At 52.0% G+C, this 254-nt stretch carries 1 protein-coding gene; it reads right to left on the minus strand.

Annotated elements, in window-relative coordinates; translation table 11 throughout:
* On the minus strand, positions 1-254 hold a 254-nt coding region (locus AN393_RS20335; protein WP_161804181.1), incomplete at both ends, for a hypothetical protein.

Here is a 254-nt window from a genome sequence, read left to right on the forward strand (position 1 = left end):
CCGTCGCTTAGTGCGCTTGCATCAATCGGATCGGTAACATACTCACCGTTTTGCACAAGCGCCGTTGTTTCAACTTGGTTTGTACCATCACTGATGATCACCGTCACGGTTTGACCGTCTTCCACATCGCTCACCGTGCCACGCACGACCATGGCGGCGCTTTCACCGTTACCATTAATCACGCCGTCGGCGGTTTTATCAATGCTGGTTGTGATCGCTGCGGTGTTATCAAGTTCAACTGTATCCTCAGCTGT

Source organism: Pseudoalteromonas sp. P1-25 (assembly GCF_001401805.1).
Taxonomy (GTDB): Bacteria; Pseudomonadota; Gammaproteobacteria; order Enterobacterales; family Alteromonadaceae; genus Pseudoalteromonas.